This window comes from Paraburkholderia azotifigens (assembly GCF_007995085.1).
Classification (GTDB): domain Bacteria; phylum Pseudomonadota; class Gammaproteobacteria; order Burkholderiales; family Burkholderiaceae; genus Paraburkholderia; species Paraburkholderia azotifigens.
On sequence record NZ_VOQS01000001.1, the window covers coordinates 2320117 to 2334500 of the forward strand.

General features: G+C 63.4%; 13 protein-coding genes. 5 read left to right on the forward strand and 8 right to left on the reverse strand.

Annotation, left to right across the window (positions count from 1 at the left end; genetic code table 11):
• The first annotated feature begins 122 nt into the window (after positions 1–122).
• Positions 123–1334: an MFS transporter gene (locus FRZ40_RS10325; RefSeq protein ID WP_147234043.1), complete on the forward strand. Its 1212-nt coding sequence runs from the start codon at positions 123–125 to the stop codon at positions 1332–1334.
• 36 nt (positions 1335–1370) lie between these two features.
• On the opposite strand, the gene FRZ40_RS10330 is transcribed toward FRZ40_RS10325, so the two are convergent.
• Both FRZ40_RS10330 and FRZ40_RS10335 read right to left on the reverse strand, forming a co-directional pair.
• Complete coding sequence (locus FRZ40_RS10330) at positions 1371–2369, reverse strand: cupin-like domain-containing protein (RefSeq protein ID WP_147234806.1); 999 nt, start codon at positions 2367–2369, stop codon at positions 1371–1373.
• Between the two features lie 163 nt (positions 2370–2532).
• Positions 2533–3678 carry a branched-chain amino acid ABC transporter substrate-binding protein gene (locus FRZ40_RS10335; protein ID WP_028365700.1) on the reverse strand — a complete coding sequence of 382 codons (1146 nt, stop codon included), beginning with the start codon at positions 3676–3678 and terminating at the stop codon, positions 2533–2535.
• A gap of 674 nt (positions 3679–4352) precedes the next feature.
• Between FRZ40_RS10335 and FRZ40_RS10340 the strand changes: the two genes are divergently transcribed.
• A complete protein-coding gene (locus FRZ40_RS10340) occupies positions 4353–5051 on the forward strand; it encodes a dienelactone hydrolase family protein (protein ID WP_147234044.1) in 699 nt (232 codons plus the stop codon).
• Positions 5052–5157: 106 nt separating this feature from the next.
• The gene (locus tag FRZ40_RS10345) at positions 5158–6657 is read left to right on the forward strand and encodes an amidase (RefSeq protein ID WP_028365698.1); all 1500 of its coding nucleotides are present in this window, start codon (positions 5158–5160) and stop codon (positions 6655–6657) included.
• A gap of 3 nt (positions 6658–6660) precedes the next feature.
• Here the strand turns inward: FRZ40_RS10345 and FRZ40_RS10350 are convergent, their stop codons facing one another.
• The 5 genes from FRZ40_RS10350 to FRZ40_RS10370 all read right to left on the reverse strand — a co-directional run bounded on the left by FRZ40_RS10350 (position 6661) and on the right by FRZ40_RS10370 (position 11644).
• Positions 6661–7983: an MFS transporter gene (locus tag FRZ40_RS10350; protein WP_147234045.1), complete on the reverse strand. Its 1323-nt coding sequence runs from the start codon at positions 7981–7983 to the stop codon at positions 6661–6663.
• A gap of 254 nt (positions 7984–8237) precedes the next feature.
• Entirely contained in the window at positions 8238–8552 is a 315-nt protein-coding gene (locus FRZ40_RS10355; protein ID WP_028365696.1) for a high-potential iron-sulfur protein, read from the reverse strand.
• A 199-nt stretch (positions 8553–8751) separates the two neighbouring features.
• Entirely contained in the window at positions 8752–9858 is a 1107-nt protein-coding gene (locus FRZ40_RS10360) for an NAD(P)/FAD-dependent oxidoreductase (RefSeq protein ID WP_028365695.1), read from the reverse strand.
• Positions 9859–10150: 292 nt separating this feature from the next.
• Entirely contained in the window at positions 10151–10438 is a 288-nt protein-coding gene (locus FRZ40_RS10365) for a DUF4148 domain-containing protein (protein WP_147234046.1), read from the reverse strand.
• Between the two features lie 228 nt (positions 10439–10666).
• The gene (locus FRZ40_RS10370) at positions 10667–11644 is read right to left on the reverse strand and encodes an AAA family ATPase (protein WP_147234047.1); all 978 of its coding nucleotides are present in this window, start codon (positions 11642–11644) and stop codon (positions 10667–10669) included.
• A 328-nt stretch (positions 11645–11972) separates the two neighbouring features.
• Here FRZ40_RS10370 and FRZ40_RS10375 point away from each other — a divergent pair, with 328 nt between their 5' ends.
• A complete protein-coding gene (locus FRZ40_RS10375) occupies positions 11973–12479 on the forward strand; it encodes a hypothetical protein (RefSeq protein WP_147234048.1) in 507 nt (168 codons plus the stop codon).
• A 28-nt stretch (positions 12480–12507) separates the two neighbouring features.
• The gene (locus FRZ40_RS10380; RefSeq protein WP_028365691.1) at positions 12508–13305 is read left to right on the forward strand and encodes an endonuclease/exonuclease/phosphatase family protein; all 798 of its coding nucleotides are present in this window, start codon (positions 12508–12510) and stop codon (positions 13303–13305) included.
• Between the two features lie 13 nt (positions 13306–13318).
• Here FRZ40_RS10380 and FRZ40_RS10385 read toward each other — a convergent pair whose 3' ends face one another.
• Positions 13319–14302 (reverse strand): aldose 1-epimerase, encoded by a 984-nt coding sequence (locus FRZ40_RS10385; protein WP_167528646.1) that lies wholly within the window; start codon positions 14300–14302, stop codon positions 13319–13321.
• Between the last annotated feature and the right edge of the window lie 82 nt (positions 14303–14384).

Sequence of the window (14384 nt, forward strand, 5' to 3'; positions counted from 1 at the left end):
ATATTAGTTCAGGGGCTTGTCCGCACGACATGTCATTGCTTCGCTAGAATCTGGAAACGCTTTCACCGCGCTTTCTCGCCTTCAGTTCCTCTTCGTCGTTTCTCCCATCACCAGGTTTCTACGTGTCCGACCGCCCTTCCGATTCCGCATCCCTGCCCGCGGCGCATCGCAATCTGTCCGTGAGCGCGCGCAACCGTGCGCGTTACGCGACGATGGCGCTCTTTTTCATCGCCGGGATGATGTATGCGTCGTGGGGCGTTCACGTGCCGACCGTGCGCGACCGCTTTCAGCTGAATCCCGCGATGCTGTCGGTCGCGCTGTTCGCGGTCGCGGGCGGCTCGATCGGCGCAATGGTGACGAACGGACCGTGGATCGCACGCGTCGGCACGCGCCGCGCGTGTCTGGCGGGCGGCCTCGTGATGTCGGCGTGCGCGGCACTGATTCTCGTCGTGCCGTCGTACTGGATGCTGCTCGTGCTGCTCGCTTTTTTCGGGGCAGGCATGGCGACACTCGACGTCGCGATGAACGCCGAAGCGAGCGCCGTCGAAGAGGCGCTCGGCCGGCCGATCATGTCGTCCCTGCACGGCATGTTCAGCCTCGGCGGCATGGCGGGCGCGGCCGTCGGCGGAGCGGCGCTGGCGCATGGCATGGCGCCCGCCGTGCATCTGCTGCTCGCGGCGCTCGTCAGCGCGGGCGTGCTGGTGGCTGCATGCCCCGCCGTGCTGCCGCATGTTCCGCATTCCGAGCATCCCGACGCGCATGCGCCGCGCGGCAACCGCTGGCGCTCGCCCGCGCTGTGGGCGCTCGGCGCGATTGCGCTGATCGCGTTGATCGCGGAAGGCGCGATGTACGACTGGGCAACAGTGTATATGCGCGACGTCGTCGCGTCGACGCCCGCCGCGGCGAGCGCCGCCTATGCAGCGTTCTCGGGCGGCATGGCCGCCGCGCGCTTCGCCGGCGACGCCGTGCGCGCGCGTTTCGGCGCGCCGCAACTGATTGCCACGAGTGCGTCGCTGGCCTGCGCGGGCATGATCGGCGCGCTGCTTCTGCCGAATCCTGTCGCGGCGCTGACCGGCTTCACGATGATGGGTCTCGGTCTCGCCAACATGATGCCGGTGCTGTTCGCGGCCGCGGCCCGCGTGAAGGGCATTCCGGCCGCCGAGGGTCTTTCGCACGTAGCCGGGCTCGCGTATTTCGGCTTGCTGCTCGGACCGGTGATCATCGGCGGCGTTGCGCAGGTGACGAATCTGCCCGTCGGGCTATCGGTCGTCGCGCTGTGCGCCGCGCTCGTCGCGTTCATCGGGCCGAAGGTGTTGCGCCGGCTCGGCATCTGAACGCGTGATTTCCGAAGGCCTCGTCTCACGCGCCGCTCACAGCTCGCGATACGTGCTGTACGTGCGGGCAAAATCGTTGCGTTCGAGAAAATTCGTGTAGGTCATCGTGACGGATGCATCTAGCGCCTCGACGTAGTGCCACCAGCCGATCGGGAGAAACAGCAGTTCCCCCGGTTCGAGCGTGCACTCGATCACCTGCGCCTGTTCGAACGAGGGGAAGCGCTCCGCGTCGAGCGCGCCGCCATCGACCTGCGAATAGCAATGCAGATGGTTGTACATATGCGCGGTGTCGGTGAACGGCACGAGCAGCACGCGTTTGCGGCCGATCACCTGCGCCATCAGGTTGTTGGTGAGGTCGTGATGAAACGGCGTCTTCGTGCCGGCCGGTCCGAACCAGAAATAACCAGCATCGGCGGACGCGGCATCCAGATATTCGCCGATGGGCGGCACGTCGTCCCACAACGCCGCGAGCGAACCGCGGTTGCGCGACGCGTTGTTCGCGGTCATGTAGAAATCGTTGGTGACGCCGGCGCGTTCGACGAGATCGACATATTCGCCAAAACGCATCGCGCGCCGCAGCGACGGCTGATTGATCTCGTAGTTCGCGTCGGCATCGCGGCCATACTGCACTTCCACTTCGGCCTGCGCGCAACGCGCGCGAAAGTAATCGAAATTCCAGCGTCTGCGTGCAGGCCACGAATCGATCATGCCGGTGACGATCACAGGCCGGTTCTGAAAATAGAACTGCTCGTAAAACGCATCGCGCGACAGCCGCGCGCGACGTTCGACGCAATCCGCTCCCGTGCGCATGCGATTTAGCTCACCGTACACGGAAAGCATCCATTCGCGCTTGCGCAAACGATTGCGCAAGCGTGCGCCTGCTTGAAAATAAGGGCTTTGCAGTGTGCTATCGATCTCGCATAACGCGTGTTCGCGCTCGAAGCCATGTTCGATGAGCACGGCATGCACGTGTTCGGGCGATGCATCGAGCAACAGGTTTTCGGCGATCCAGCGCCGCCATTCGTCATCGATCATCCGTGTCACGATCGCGTCCCCCGCGTGGTATGCGCAAAAACGGGCACACAAAACAAAAGGCACGCGGGACTGAACCCGCGTGCCTCCTATGATGCCTTGTCTGGCTGGTTGGCGTCCTGCGCGACGCGGCGAGCCGCGTGCGCGCAAGCTGCGTCAACCGCTCTTACATCTTGACGACGTCGAGCAGCGTCTTCTTGCCGGACTTGTAGTTGTACAGCGAGATCACGCCGTGCTTCAGGTCGCCCTTCGAGTCGAACGTCGTTTCGCCGATCACACCCTTGTAGTCGGTGTTCGGCATTACTGCGAGGATCTTCGCCGGATCCGTCGAGCCAGCACGCTTCATTGCGTCGACGATGATATACACAGCGTCATACGTGAACGGAGCGTAGATCTGGATCGGCTGACCGAAACGCTTCTGGTACTTCGCCTGGAACGCCTGGCCGCCTTCCATCTTCTCGAGCGCCATGCCGGCTTCGGAGCAGACGATGTTGTCGGTTGCGTCGCCAGCGAGGTCAGACAGCTTGTCGGTACACACGCCGTCGCCAGCCAGCACCTTCGCGCGCAGGCCGAGCTGCTTGGCTTGCTTGGCGAACGGGCCGCCCGTGGCGTCCATGCCGCCGTACATGATCGCGTCCGGGTTTTCGCCCTTGATCTTCGTCAGAATCGCGCGGAAGTCGACAGCCTTGTCGTTCGTCGCGTCATGCGACATCACGTTCAGACCCAGCGACTTTGCCGTCTTTTCGAATTCGTTCGCGAGACCCTGGCCATATGCCGTCGAGTCGTCGACGATCGCGACGCTCTTCACCTTCAGGCCCTTGGCTGCGTAGTTGGCCAGTGCCGGGCCTTGCTGCGCATCCGTTGCCACGACGCGGTACGTCGTCTTGAAGCCCTGTTGCGTGTAGGCCGGGTTCGTTGCCGACGGCGAGATCTGAACGATGCCTGCATCGCTGTAGATCTTCGAAGCCGGGATCGAGGTGCCCGAGTTCAGGTGACCGACGACAGCGACAACCTTGTCGTCGACCAGCTTCTGCGCAACCTGCGTGGCGGTACGCGGGTCAGCTGCGTCGTCCTGTGCATCCAGTTGCAGCGTGATCTTCTGGCCGCCGATCGTCAGACCCTTGGCGTTGATCTCTTCGACTGCGAGACGCGCGCCGTTTTCGTTGTCCTTGCCCAGGTGAGCAATGCCACCCGTCAAAGGCGCAACATGGCCGATCTTGACCACGGTATCGGCCGAAGCCGTCGTCGCCAACGTTGCAAACAGCATCGCCGCAGCGCTGATGGGCAACAGCTTTTGAATTTTGATGTTCATGTAAGTCTCCGATTTCGGTCCCGAAAAACAACGTAATCGCCCTTGTGCCCCGCTTCCTACCGTGTCGCTCAAATCCCGTGGACGACTCCGCCGGATGCATCGTTATGCACTTGGCAAGCACGCGTTCCAGCCTGTTTGTGACAGGTGGCACCCCGCGCTTGCGCGCAAGTGTAGGCCATCAAATTAATTTGTGGGATTTTTTTGAGTAAGTGGGATCACTACCAATAGCGTTTATCCCACTTAGTCGTGAAACACGCCCGAAGTGTGCCCGGAAAGCGACAGCCGGTGCGGCTTTCCGGCCGACAGAGCGTGTTCTTATAGTGCTTGCATTGCGCCTCGCGCGCATCGACCGTGAATGATCGCGATATGCATCGAACGCGTCATAACGAGTAAATGCATTGCTGTTAGAGCTGGACTGAGATTGCGCTCAAACATGTCGAAGCGCGAGTATCTATATATGAAGTACGGATGCCGCGCGGATGGCTGTCGATGCAAACGCGCGCGCCTCGAATCGCCCGGCGTGTTTCATTCCCCTTACGAGAAGCCCGCCGCGCGGGCCTCTCACTGCAGCCGCGTTCTTTTGATGGCACACTGGGCGCCCGCTGCGGGCAAGACGCCCGCAAACGATTGCCCGCCCGATTTGCGGCTTCACCGTTTATGCAAGGAGAAAAAACGTGAGCGTGACTTCCCGATGGATCGACATTCCCACCGGCAATGACTCGTTTGGCGCATACATGTCGACGCCGAAGAGCGGCAAGGGTCCCGCCGTGATCATCATTCAGGAGATCTTCGGCGTGAACGGCCATATTCGCGACGTCGTCGATCAATACGCGCAGGACGGCTATATCGCGATCGCACCGGACATTTTCTGGCGCACGCAGCCGCGCGTCGAACTGACCTACGCGGGCGCCGATCGCGACAAGGGCATCGAGATTCTTCAGAAGACGAACGTCGATCTCGCCGTGGCCGACATCGGCGCAACGGCCGCCGCATTGCGCGCGATGCCGGAACTGACGGGCAAGATCGCGGGCGTCGGCTACTGCTTCGGCGGCCGTCTCGCGTATCTGGCCGCAGCTGAAGGACTGCTCGACATCGCCGTGTCGTACTACGGCGGCGGCATCCAGAATCAGCTCGACAAGGCGCCGCAGATCAAGGTGCCGATGCAGTTCCACTACGGCGAACTGGATCACGGCATTCCGCTGTCGGCAGTCGGCGAAGTGAAGGAGCGCTTCGCGGGCCGCGACGACGTCGAACTGTATATCTACCCGAACGCCGATCACGGCTTCAACTGCACCGAGCGCGCGAGCTATCACCAGCACTCGGCAGCGCTCGCGCATGGCCGCACACTGACTTTCCTCGGCACCCACGCATAAGTTACGCTAGAGGCGCGACGTGCCTGCGTCGCGCCTTGTGCACCGGGCCCGCGCACGCAGCCCGCGCGTGCCGCCATCATCATTCCAGTCCGCGGGGGCCGTCGTCGTGCAATCCGATTATCTCGATCATGACGCGATCGGTCTCGCCGATCTCGTGCGCAAGCGCAAGGTGAGCGCGCGCGAATTGCTGGAAACCGCGATCGCGCGCGCCGAAGCCGCCAATCCCGCGATCAACGCGATCGTTCTGAAGGATTACGACGCCGCCCGCCAGCGCGCGTCGCGCGAGCAGGCGAACGGCAGCGCTAATGCCCTCGCCGACGGACCGCTCGCAGGCGTGCCCTATCTGATCAAGGATCTCGGCCTGCCCGTCAAGGGGCTGCGCATGTCCATGGGCAGCCGCCACTATCGCCATTACGTTCCCACCGAAGACGCGCCCATCGTCACGCTGACGCGCGCCGCGGGACTCAATATCTTCGGCAAGACGAGCACGTCGGAAATGGGCCAGATGCCTTATACGGAGCCCGAACTGTTTGGGCCGTGCCGCAACCCATGGAGTCTCGATCACACGCCGGGCGGATCGAGCGGCGGTTCGGCTGCCGCCGTCGCCGCGGGCATCGTGCCGCTCGCGCATGCATCGGACGGCGGCGGCTCGATCCGCATTCCGGCGTCGTGCTGCGGCCTGTTCGGACTCAAGCCGACGCGCGGACGCCAGCCGTCGAATGCGGTGCCCGCGCCCGGCGATCTCGGCATCGACCATGCCGTCTCGCGCAGCGTGCGCGACAGCGCATTGCTGCTCGATCTCACGTCGGGCAACGCCGACCGGCCGATGGGCGCGCCCGGCACTTTCCTCGCCGCGACGGGCGAAGCGTGCAAGCCGTTGCACATCGCGTTCGTGACGGACCCGATGCTCGCGCCCGCGCTGTCCGCCGACGCCCGCGCCGCACTCGACGACGCCGCGCAGCTCGCGGCATCGCTTGGCCATCACATCGAACCCGTGACGCTTGGCATCGACTTCGCGAGCCTGCGCGAAGCGTTTCTGATGATCTGGTCGGTGAGCGCCGAAAACCTCGTGCTCAGAGCCGATCAGATCACGGGGCGCAAACCGAATCGTGAGGAATTCGAAATCGCGACGTGGACGATGGGACACATCGGCCGCAAATTCGGCGAGCGCGAATTGCCCGCGGCGCTCGAAGCGCAGCGTCTGGTGAGCGCGAAACTCGCCGATCTGATGACGCGCTACGACGTGATCCTGTGCGCGACGCTCGCCGCTGCGCCGATCAAGATCGGCGAAATGCAGCCCACTGCCATCGAGAAAATGCAGATGCGCGCCGTCACCACGGTTCCCGTCGAACCGCTGATGCGCAAGCTGCTGACGGAAGTGTCGAACAAGGCGTTCGCGTGGGCAGGCTGTACGGAGCTGTTCAATCTGACGGGACAGCCGGCGATGTCGGTGCCGCTCTACTGGAACGCGCGCGGCTTGCCGATAGGCGTGCAGTTCGCGACGCGCGAAGGCGGTGAAGCGACGTTGCTGCGGCTTGCCGCGCAGCTGGAAACGGCGCGCCCGTGGTTCGACCGGCGGCCGCCGTTGATGCCGGCTCGCAGCTAGCGTTTAACGCCGTTCCAGCGGTCTTTCAAGGGTATCGATGGGCTTGCGCATCGCGTCGAGATCCGCGTGACGTTTCGCTGGCATGCATGCGACGGCGACGATCGACAACGCGAGTCCGCCCATCACGTAGTACGTCGGCGCGAGCGGCGAACCCGTCGTCTCGATGAGCCACGTGACGATGAACGGCCCGAAGCCGCCGAACAGCATCACCGCGAAGTTATAAGCGAGCGACAGACCGGTCGAGCGAACGTTCGCGGGAAAAAGTTCGGCCATCAGCGCGCCGAACGGTCCGTAGTAGCCGGACAGCGTAATCGACAGGATCACCTGCACGAGAACCAGCTTCGACACGCTGGGCGCGCCTTCCAGCCACACGAACAGCGGATAGATCGCCACCAGCGTGACGACCAGCGACCACAGAGACAGACCTTTGCGTCCGATACGGTCCGACCATGCGCCCGTCAGCGGCGACAGCACGGTGAGCAGCAGATTGCCGACGATCACCGCCGTGAACGAATCCGCGTACGGCAGTTTCAGCTGCTTGACCGCGAAGGTTGGCAGATAGCTGATGAGCACGTAGATCGTGACCGTCAACGCGACCACAGAGCCAAGACCGCAGAACACGTCGCGGCTATGGTGCGCAAAAAGCTCGCCGAGCGTCGCGCGGCGCGCGGTCTGCTTCGCGTGCAGAAATGCTTCGGAATCCGCGAGATTGTGGCGGATGTAGAAGCCGATCGGTCCGATCACGAGCCCGATGATGAACGGCACGCGCCAGCCCCACGATTTCAGCGCTTCCGGCGACAGGCCGCGCGTCACCAGCGCGCCGACGACAGCACCGAGCAGCAGCGCTGCCGCCTGGCTCGACATCTGCCAACTGCCGTAGAAGCCGCGCTTCGAGAACGGCGCGGCTTCGATCAGCAGCGCCGTCGAACTGCCAAACTCGCCGCCTGCCGAAAAGCCTTGCAGCAGACGTCCGACCACGATGATGAGCGGCGCGCCGATGCCGATCGCCGAATACGGCGGCGCGATCGCGAGCAGCAGAATGCCGAGCGTCATGAGCGCGATCACGAGCGACAGCGCGGCCTTGCGTCCCGCGCGATCCGCGTACAGGCCGAGCACGATGCCACCGACGGGCCGCATGAAAAACGCGACACCGAAGCTTGCCGTGGTGAGAAGAATCGACGAGTAGTCGTTGCCGGAGGGAAAGAAGAGTTCTGCGATGACGACGGTGAGAAAACCGAAGACAGTGAAGTCATACCACTCGAGCGCATTACCGATGACGGCCGCCGTGACCGCCCGGGTATTGAGGCTCCTGGATGCTTGTGACATCGATGTCTCCGGCCTTAACCGAGGCGTCGGGTGCGTTGGATTGAATTTGATTCGAATGGGCTGTCGTCAGGCCCGCGCGCACGCCATGCGAGTGTAAAAGAGCAGGACATCCTATTTCAAGCAACTTTCATACGACAAAGAGCGCAACGCCGTTGTGCACGGCGTGCGCTCTTCGAGACTGCTGCGAAAGGCGTGCGCGGCGATGCTGCATTGCATCGCATAGCGGACGCCCCATGAAGCCGAAGCTGGCTGTATCAGGCCTTCTTGTTATATGCGCTGCACCAACCCTTGCTCGCGACCTGCTTGCCCGCGAACATCGGGCAGCCTGCGTAGGCGTCCGTGGCCTTGCCCTGATAGAAGCTGCAATTGCCGCAGTCCTGCCCGGCCGCATATTTCGGGTACTTCGCCTTGTCGACCCTGCTCGCGTCTTCCTTGTAGCCGAGCGCCTGCGCGGTCGGATCGGATTCGGAGACCTTCGGCGCATCGGCGAACGCCTGGCGCGACGACAGCGCGATCGTCGATGCCACACCGATGCTCGTGATCAGAAACGTACGACGGGAATTGTTCATGGGACTCGCTCCATTGGCATTGTGGGGATCTACGCTGTTCTGACGACAGCGATCCCCAAGCATAGCAATGAAGCCGGCGCGCGTGACGCGTCAAATGTCGGTCATAAGGAAATCCGTAGCGTGCGGGCTTGAGAAAGACTCGCACGCTATCCCCGCGCCGTATCACGCAAGCACAAGCTCGCGGGTCGCGTTCGCGTCGTTATGCGCGTCCGCTGACTTCGCACACGCGCTGCGCGATCGCAAGCGACGCCGTCAAACCCGGCGACTCGATACCGAACAGATTCACCAGACCTCGCACGCCATGTGCGGCCGGACCCTGGATCAGGAAATCGGCGGCAGGCTCGCCCGGACCCGACAGCTTCGGACGAATGCCCGCATACGCCGGCTGCAGCGCGTGATCGGGCAGCGCGGGCCAGTAGGCGCGGATCGCCGCATAGAACGACTCGGCGCGCTGCGGATCGACGTCGTAGTTGATCGCATCGACCCATTCGACGTCGGGGCCGAAACGCGCCTGGCCGCCGAGATCGATCGTCAGATGCACGCCGAGTCCCGCTTCGTTCGGCATCGGATAGATCAGCCGGTTGAACGGCGCGCGCCCCGAGATGCTGAAGTAGTTGCCGCGCGCGAGATAGAGCGGCGGCACGTGGCGCGCGTCGAGTCCGCGGATCTTGCGCGCGAGCGCATTCGCGTGCAGCCCGGCGCTGTTGATCACGCACGCGGCGCCGATCGTCGTCGGCGAGTTGCCGCCGACCTTGACGACGAAGCGGCCGTTGACCGCCTCGATGGCTTCGACGGGTGCATGAAATGCGCAGATGGCGCCGCTGCGCTCCGCGTCACCGAGCAGTGCAAGCATGAATTGATGGCTGTCGACGATGCCCGTCTGCGGCGAGAACACGGCTTCGACGCATTGCAGCGCGGGTTCGAGCGCCTGCGCTTCCTCGCCGCTGATCCGCATCAGGTCGAGCACGCCGTTTTCCTTGCCCCGCGCCATGATGGCCTCGAGCTGGGGAATCTGGTTGCGCGCGGTTGCGACCAGCAGCTTGCCGCAACGCTGGTGCGGCACGCCGCGTTCGGCGCAGTAGTCGTAGAGCATTTCGCGGCCACGCACGCACAGCGTCGCCTTGAGCGAGCCGCGCGGATAGTAGATACCCGCGTGTATGACTTCGCTGTTACGGGAACTCGTGCCGACGCCGATGGCATCGGCCGCTTCGAGCACGATCACTTCACGTCCGCGCGCAGCCAGAGCGCGCGCGACGGCCAGACCGACGACACCCGCGCCGATCACCACACATTCGATCTGATCCATGTCCCTTGGACGCGGCTCGATGCACCGCGTTCTACCTCGTCATCCACCCGGATTTCGATAGCGTGCGGCACCGTCACACCCATGACCGCGTGCTGTCGAACGCTTCACATGCACAATGCGAAAACGCCTGACACGCCACAGACACAAATGCCCGCAGCCAGTTCCGGCTGCGGGCATCAATATGTGGGAGCGCGTCGCCCGTTTGAGTCAGTGTACGCCCACGACGCTCATTCCTGGTGAATTTGGCGGCCTCGCGTTTTCATGCGTTCCGCTTGCGCCACAACGGGCTTGATCAATCGGCGACAGTTGTGCGTTTGAACAGGTGGCGCACGTCGACATGCGCAATCGGCACCGTGTAGCCGCCCGTTGCGAATTGCTGCGGATACGCCGGCGCGTTCGGATTCAGGCTCAGCTCACCATTCGCGCGGGCTTGGGCCAGCTCAGTCCTCACCTCGGCGCGCGTCTTCGGACCGTTGACTGCGGACGGCGATTGCGTCGGCGCAGGGCTATAGCCGCTCGCGAAAGCGGGTGCCGCGACCACTGCGGAAATCAACAACGCTGCAAGCGAAAGCTTCTTCATGATCGGTTCCTGAGGTGAAGTCCGGGAGAAACGCGGTGTGCATTTCGATGGAGGCAGTCTAGTCTTCACCTATCGGTTTACCGACCCTCATTAACGAAATTGACTGTTGTCGAAATTCGCTCAGATAAGCAGTGAATCGCGCTGTTTTTGCTATGAAATAGGCGCCTAATTGAAACAATAAACAGGCCGAGTGAGCGCGGCCTGTCGGCGGAAATGGCACATGCTCCGCTAGAAACCGATCGGTTTGCGGCGCGAGTTGTAGTCAAGGCGGATATCGTCGGCAGCGATGTGGTCGCGGCCCGCGATACGCGCCGAGCCGAATCCGTTCAGGATCGCGCGCCGCATTTCGCGCGGCGACGCCTGCGTAAGCGCGTCGAGGGCGGCGCCGCCCAGTTCGACAGGAAAGCGCTGGCCCCAGCCGTGCGCCGAGCGGATTTCGTCGTAGATCGACTGCGCGATGCGCCGCGCGCCTTCGCGATCCGGCGGCGGAATTTCGTAGACGTTCATCCGGTTCAGAATCGGCTCGGGAATCGCGCGCTCGTCGTTGGCGGTGGCGATCCAGATCACATGACCGGCGTTGATCGGAATTTCCGCGAATTCGTCGATGAAGGTCTGCGCGGTGTCGTGTTCGAGCAGCGCGTAGAGCGCACCGAGCGGATCGTATTGCGAGTCGCCCGTCGCCTTGTCGATTTCGTCGACGGCAATCACGGGGTTCGCATAACTGCCGTGCACGAGCGCGTCGAACACCTTGCCCGGCTTCGCGTTCTTCCATTGCGACGACGCGCCCGACAAAATCCACCCCGCCGTCAGCGAACTCATCGCGACGTAGTGATACGCGGTGCCGAGCATGCGCGACAGCTGCTTTGCGAAGTGCGTCTTGCCGATGCCGGGATCGCCGAGCAGCAGAATCGGCATCAGTTCGAGGCGGTCGTCCGTTTCGAGGCACAGCGCGACCTGCTTGCGGATATCGTCGAGCGGTTCGCTGAAGTTGGGCAGCGAGCCGATCAGATCGTCGATGGACGGCATCCGGTTCGGCTTCACGCAAAAGCGCAGATTGCCTACCTTCAGCATTTTTTCGTATGTCGAGCGCAGTGCGTCGCTGGCGCCGTCGCCCAGTTCGTTCAGCGCCGTCTCGACCTGTTCCAGATCGTAGACCTTGCTGAACGACGCAACCGCGATTTCCTGTTTCACCATGGCCGTTGTCATCGCTTCACCCCGTCGAGCTGTTCTTGCAGCCGCAGCGTCCGCGACGCTGCACCAATTTCAGTGTAACGACGAGAAAATCGCATGCAAGCCAGCAGCCACGCCGGTCTGCTGCTAATCGCACACGGCGGGCGAGGTGTTTGCTTGAATCGACACGTCCGCGTCCCTATTTGCAAGATAGTGTTACCGCCGCGCGCTGAACCTTGGTTCCAGATCGGGTGTCAGAAATCCGATATCCCGATAGGGCGTAAGATGGTCGGCGGTCGCAAGAAAGAACGCGCGGACATAGCACGCATTGGCGAAACGCAGCGATTCCGGAGACGCTTTGTACATGTGGAAAACCAGCCTCGTAGCCGCCCTGCTCGGCGCCACGCTCATCGCACAGGCCGGCTCGGCCCAGGCGCAACAGCGCAGTGCGCCGCCCGTCGTCAAATGGGAACTGCAGGTGATGCGCGACGGACAGCAGATCGATTCGTTCGACGGCACGACGACCGTCGGCCAGGCGCGCACCGACACGCATCATCATGTGGTGCAGAACAACGTCGGCTGTAAGGACGTACCGGCGGGCAACATCGATCTGTCGCGCACGCTGACCGTCTCGCCGACACAGGCGGACGCGACGGGCGTCACGTTCGCGATCGACGCCCAGGAAACACTGCAGGAGCCGGGCACGCGCACCACGGATACCGGCTGCAAACTGCCGCCGCAGCCGCGTCAGGTGAGCGCGAACCATCCGGGGCTGAAAGTACCGCCGGGCGACTGGACCTCATGGACGATCGTCGACAAAGACCCGAATCTCGTCTATCGGTTGCGTGCAAGCGTCGCAAACAACCCGTGACCTCAACGAACGACGTGGATAACGCGGCATGCGAAACCCCGAAGAACTGATACGCGAAAACCTCGACCGGAAAGACTTCATCGCTGTGAGCTGGAACCTGCATAAGGGGCGTTCGCCACTCGGCTTCCAGGCCTGGCAGGCGATGCAGCGCTGGGTGCAATCCGTCCATGCCGACGCGTATTTTCTGCAGGAAGCGATGGCGCGCCGGATGCCGGGGCCCATGCTGGCAAGCTCGTTCGGGGCGCGCATGGGTGACTTCGACAATGACGTGTGGCACTGCCAGGCCACGGAAATCGCCGACTCGCTGCGACTGCAGATCGCGCTCGGACCGAACGTGTTCAAGCCGTCGTGGCGGCACGGCAACGCCATCCTGTCGCCGCATCCGCTTGATCTCGGCGGACGCTGGGATATCTCGGCGCACCGCTTCGAACGGCGCGGCCTGCTCGTCGCGCGCGCCACATTCGGCGGCCATTCGGTGACGCTGCTGTGCGCGCATCTCGCGCTCACGCGCCAGGCGCGTTTGCGGCAGATGAACTGGATCGCGCACTGGATTTCCAAGGAAGCGCCCGACGGTCCGCTCGTGCTCGCGGGCGATTTCAACGACTGGCGCAACGATTCCGTGCCGCTCTTTCGCGAGCACGGCCTCGAGGAAGTGGCGACGCTGCTCGGCGAGACGGGCCGCACATTTCCCGCATTTTCGCCGGCGCTTGCGCTCGACAAGATGTTCGTGCGCGGCATGAAGCCGATCGAATGGATCCAGCCCGCGCAAGAGACTGCGTGGCTGTCGGACCACCTGCCGTACATGGCGCGCCTGCGCGTCGAATAAACGCGTGGCAGCGTCAGTCGCGCTGCGGTTTCCAGTTGAGTTCGGCGCTGATCGCCTCGCCGGGCTGAAGCACGTGGTAGCCCGAGCGGTCGCGCGTGTCTTCGTCGGCGTTGAAGCAGTCGGTCGTGTTCGTGACGGGCTCGACGCAAAGCTGCGCGTCGTTCGCGGGCGCAAACACCACCAGATGATCGAATGGCGCATCGGCCGTCATCGTCAGCGAGCGTTGCTCATTCGGCCACGCAATCGTTGCGCTGCGCTTCCAGTTGCCGAAGTTGTTGTCGAGGTCGAACGCGTCGGCGTTCATGCCCGCCTCGAGCGCATCGACGGCAGGGTGTGAACCCAGATGCGTCGGCAGCACGTCGGCGTCGGCGTGCCACATGGCCTCGACGTCCGCCGTGACCAGCGTGTTCGATGTGCGCGGGTAATACGGATGGTGGCCCATGCCGAACGGCATCGCGCTCTCCGACAGGTTCTGCGCGGCAAGCGTCACGCGCAATGCATCGCCGATCAGTTCGATACGCTGGCTCGCGCGATAGCGGAACGGCCAGTCACCGCGCCGCTGGGGATCGGGCACATGCTCGAACTGCAGTTCGACACAGGCCGACGTGCGCGCACCGACTCGCCACGGCCTGCGCCACGCATGTCCGTGCAACGCGTGCGCGTAGCGGTTGCCGTCGCCGCTCAAATCGATCTCGCGTCCATCGAATGCGAAGCGCGCATCGCGTATGCGATTGCAATATGGAAAGAGCGGAAAGCTCGCCATCCGCAATGGATCGCGATCGGCGAGCGCCGCGCGCGTCGCGGGACGCAGCCAGTGCAGCACGCGCTGCGACGCCCCTTCGCCCACCACGCCGTAGTAAGCGGCAATCGATCCGCCCACTTCCGGCGCCACGACGAGCGTCGTCTCGCCGCTCGACAACACGACAAGCGAGGCATCGTCGATGCGCAGATCGGTGGCGGGATCGGCCGCGGACGGATGGAAAAAAGCTTCGCGCATAGTCGTTTGAGTCATCGTGGGCGGTGGCGACAGTCGGCGGGCGCTCGGTCGAAAACACGCGAAAGCGCGCGCGAAAGCACCC

What these genes read in the sequence shown, in the direction of transcription:
- FRZ40_RS10380 (WP_028365691.1), top strand. Translation starts at nt 12,508, where the DNA reads ATGCGAAACCCCGAAGAACTGATACGCGAAAACCTCGACCGGAAAGAC.
- FRZ40_RS10360 (WP_028365695.1), bottom strand. Translation starts at nt 9,858, where the DNA reads ATGGATCAGATCGAATGTGTGGTGATCGGCGCGGGTGTCGTCGGTCTG.
- FRZ40_RS10385 (WP_167528646.1), bottom strand. Translation starts at nt 14,302, where the DNA reads ATGCGCGAAGCTTTTTTCCATCCGTCCGCGGCCGATCCCGCCACCGAT.
- FRZ40_RS10375 (WP_147234048.1), top strand. Translation starts at nt 11,973, where the DNA reads ATGTGGAAAACCAGCCTCGTAGCCGCCCTGCTCGGCGCCACGCTCATC.
- FRZ40_RS10370 (WP_147234047.1), bottom strand. Translation starts at nt 11,644, where the DNA reads ATGACAACGGCCATGGTGAAACAGGAAATCGCGGTTGCGTCGTTCAGC.
- FRZ40_RS10355 (WP_028365696.1), bottom strand. Translation starts at nt 8,552, where the DNA reads ATGAACAATTCCCGTCGTACGTTTCTGATCACGAGCATCGGTGTGGCA.
- FRZ40_RS10365 (WP_147234046.1), bottom strand. Translation starts at nt 10,438, where the DNA reads ATGAAGAAGCTTTCGCTTGCAGCGTTGTTGATTTCCGCAGTGGTCGCG.
- FRZ40_RS10335 (WP_028365700.1), bottom strand. Translation starts at nt 3,678, where the DNA reads ATGAACATCAAAATTCAAAAGCTGTTGCCCATCAGCGCTGCGGCGATG.
- FRZ40_RS10330 (WP_147234806.1), bottom strand. Translation starts at nt 2,369, where the DNA reads ATGATCGATGACGAATGGCGGCGCTGGATCGCCGAAAACCTGTTGCTC.
- FRZ40_RS10350 (WP_147234045.1), bottom strand. Translation starts at nt 7,983, where the DNA reads ATGTCACAAGCATCCAGGAGCCTCAATACCCGGGCGGTCACGGCGGCC.